Below are 3,200 nucleotides of genomic sequence, written 5' to 3' on the forward strand. Positions count from 1 at the left end.
AAATGATTCGTTTCGAAGAAGGTACACGCACCGGCGATGATATTGAAGCGTTGCACGACATGCGCGTGTGGTCGCGGCGTTTGCGCGAGGCGTTGGAAATCTTTGCCTTCTGTTTTCCGCCAAAGGTTTATGAGAAGCTTTATGAACGCGTGCGACAGGTCACAAAAACACTCGGTGCGGCGCGCAACGCTGATGTTGCCGTGGAGTTCTTTGCCGCGCATCATGCGCAGGCACAGGAATTGGTGGAACGCGTTGCGCTGGAAGATTTGTTGCGCCGGTTGGTGAAGGAACAAACGCGCGAACGCGAGCGCATGAAAGAACGCCTGGATAAGAAAGTCAAGGCAAACGAACTGTCGGCCGTGATTGAAGCCTCGTTTGTGAAATTGGCGCAGACTCCGGGATTCCGCCGGCGCGGGCCGCGCACCGCCTTGCGACTTGCGCGCGCTTTATTGCTGAAGCGTTTGCAGGAGGTGTTTAAGATTCGTGCGGCTATCTTGGGCGAGAACGATGTGGAAGGCCTGCACAACTTGCGCATTGCGGTCAAGAAATTGCGCTATGCCCTGGAGATTCTCGGGTTCGCTATTGGCGAGAGTGCGGCAGAAAATCTAAGCTTTTTCAAGAAGCTGCAAACTGTGCTCGGCGATTTACACGATCGTGATGTCTTTCTCGAGGTGGTCAAGGAAAGGTATGAGACGTTGGAAAAGCAGACCTTTGCCACGCTCTTGCTGTCGGGATATGAAAGCGTTTTTATACACCTTGTGAAAGAGCGCCGCCAGTTTTATGAAAAGTATCTCAAAATTTTTGGCGAGGCCAAATTTGCAGAATGGCGCAAACGCGTCGTGCCGCCACTGCCAAAGAAAACGGTGAATCCCGTTATTCCGAAAAACGAAGCCGCCATTATTGCGGAGCAGCAGCCATGACCAATTTTGAATTCAAAGCGCGCTTGCACGATTTACCAAACATCAAGTCCGTCCTGCTCGCTCGCGCGGCCGGCTCTGCCGGCATCTTGCAGCAAACCGATACTTATTTTTATGTTTCCTCTGGCCGGTTGAAGCTGCGTGAAATTGTTTACGAATCTCAAACAACCCATGTACCGCAGCGCGCCGAAAGCCAATTGATTTTTTATCAGCGCCCGGATCATGCCGCAGTGAAACGCAGCGATTATCATATCGCTCCGATTGGCGAAGCCGCAATGTTGCGCGAGGTGTTGGCGCTGGCCCTCGGCGTGCGTGTGATGGTGAAGAAGCGGCGCACACTTTATCTCCTACCCATGAAAAACGGGGGCAGTATTCGCATCCATCTTGATCAAGTTGAGGGGCTGGGCGATTTTGTGGAAGTCGAGGCGTTGGCGCACGCTGACGAATTTGCTGCCGCTGCCGAGGTAGAAGCGCAGGTGCTGTTGCAAGCCTTTCATATTACTGAAAACGATCTGATCTCCGGCTCCTATGCTGATTTGCTGCTGGCAAAGCCTTCCGGCGAACGCTCGGCGTGATTTGTTCCGACGGCGTGACAAGATTTGATCATCGTATAAATTTTTAAACGAGGAGACCCCCCGCGTTTTTTTCAGATTTGAATGCCGTCATATTCAAGATTTGCGAAGAGGAGGCCATTGATTACGGAATTTTCGCTTGACTTTATGTAACCCTTCGTCTATTTTACCGCCACATTTATCAACTTGCCTGTGGGATTGTGTTTTATCTTTGGGTTGCCTAGGGGAGGTTTTTGCGGCTCATGCAGTGAGCTGTGAGGAAACCGAGAGCAACGCAGGAGTTGAGCATGTTCAGCGCGATAATGAATGATGGGCGTTCTCCTTGGGCGAAGCAACAACGGAACGGTTAGCGACGGACGTTGCGGCCACGCTTAGGGAGAACGCCTTTTTTGTTTAGGCGGCAGGATGACGGAGTTTACCCGTTTTCATCCCTAAACGATTCGGGCGTCACGAACTTTGATAGATCGGCGCGTTGGCTATGCGAGATAAGATTCATGCATTTTTGTTGCAATGCGGCGGGCAAGCGTCTTCGATTGCCATTGCGCGCGCTGTTTTTCACTTGCGTCATGCCTCGGTTTTGCAAGCGGAAAAAATTGTGACGCCGCTGTTGCGCGATGATGCTCGCGTGCGGAATGATGGTTTGGGAAACTGGCATTTGGTCCCGGTGAACGGCGCGGCGGAAAATAACATGCGGCTCAGCGCCTGCCTCATCGAAACCCCGATGCGACCGGTGGAAATCAAGCAAGCGCGCAGCATGGTTTTGGGCTTATGCTATATGCCTCAAGGTGAAACAGGCGAAATCGCCGCATATAACATTGGCGCCGGGCATGCGATGACAACCGAGACCGTGTTCTCTGAAAAAACTGTTAGCGAATTCTGGCAACTTTGGTCGGAGCGGCTGCAACAGGCTGTGCTGGTTTCTTGGAATCTACGCAGCTCTTTGTTGGCGTTGCGCCGCCTCGCCGCAATGAACCGCCGGCCGTTTTTGCCCATGACAACCATCGCCTTGCCAAAATTGGCGCAGCATCTGCTTCAATTGCCGCGCGCGCCCAAGCTGCCGGCGCTTTATGCCCGCATGTTTGCACATCGCCCCTGGCATGACGGGCTGGTTGATTGTCTCAACGCAGAAAGCGAGATTTTGACGGAACTGGTCAGGAGGGGTGAAGCGCAAGGCTTGACAACGTGGGAACAGCTCGCGACCTATGCGCGGCAAGACACGCGCGTGAATTTTGGCAGCTATGATTTTGATGAGCGCTTTGTCGGGCAATTGCCCGAAGCGCCCGGCGTTTATCTCATGAAAAACGCCAAAGGCAAAGTGATTTACGTCGGAAAAGCGGCAAATTTGCGCAAGCGCGTGCAAAATTATTTTCGACAGCCAACGCCGGAGGATGTAAAGCTGCAGCGGCAACAAACGGAATTAAAAACGTTGCATTATGAAGTCCACGACACGGAGCTTGAGGCATTGCTGCGCGAGCAGGCGTTGATTCGCCGCTTCAAGCCGGCGCTCAATCGCCAGCGCCTGATTCACGCGGAAAAGGCTACGCAGCCGCAAAACAAGAGCGGTATATTTATCGTGCCGCTGCCGCGGGACCCGGCCGTAACGGCGCCGCAGCGCGTAATGATTTATTTTGTGAAACCGCACAAACTGACGAAATTGATGCTTGTTCTCCGCCGCAAACCTGGCAAACGTTTGCATAAAACTTTGGCGGCC

2 protein-coding genes and 1 pseudogene (1 of these 3 running past the window's edge) are annotated in these 3,200 nt (G+C 53.0%); all 3 read left to right on the forward strand.

The features are described from left to right. Positions 1-2 precede the first annotated feature (2 nt). Positions 3-920 (forward strand): CHAD domain-containing protein, encoded by a 918-nt coding sequence (locus tag FBQ85_28570; GenBank protein MDL1879088.1) that lies wholly within the window; start codon positions 3-5, stop codon positions 918-920. Then, entirely contained in the window at positions 824-1,492 is a 669-nt protein-coding gene (locus tag FBQ85_28575) for a CYTH domain-containing protein (protein MDL1879089.1), read from the forward strand. The genes FBQ85_28570 and FBQ85_28575 overlap by 97 nt, the downstream gene beginning before the upstream one ends. 475 nt (positions 1,493-1,967) lie before the next feature. Then, positions 1,968-3,200 (forward strand): annotated as a pseudogene (locus FBQ85_28580) (hypothetical protein); it runs 264 nt beyond the window's last position.

The sequence above is a fragment of the Cytophagia bacterium CHB2 genome, assembly GCA_030263535.1.
GTDB lineage: Bacteria > Zhuqueibacterota > Zhuqueibacteria > Zhuqueibacterales > Zhuqueibacteraceae > Coneutiohabitans.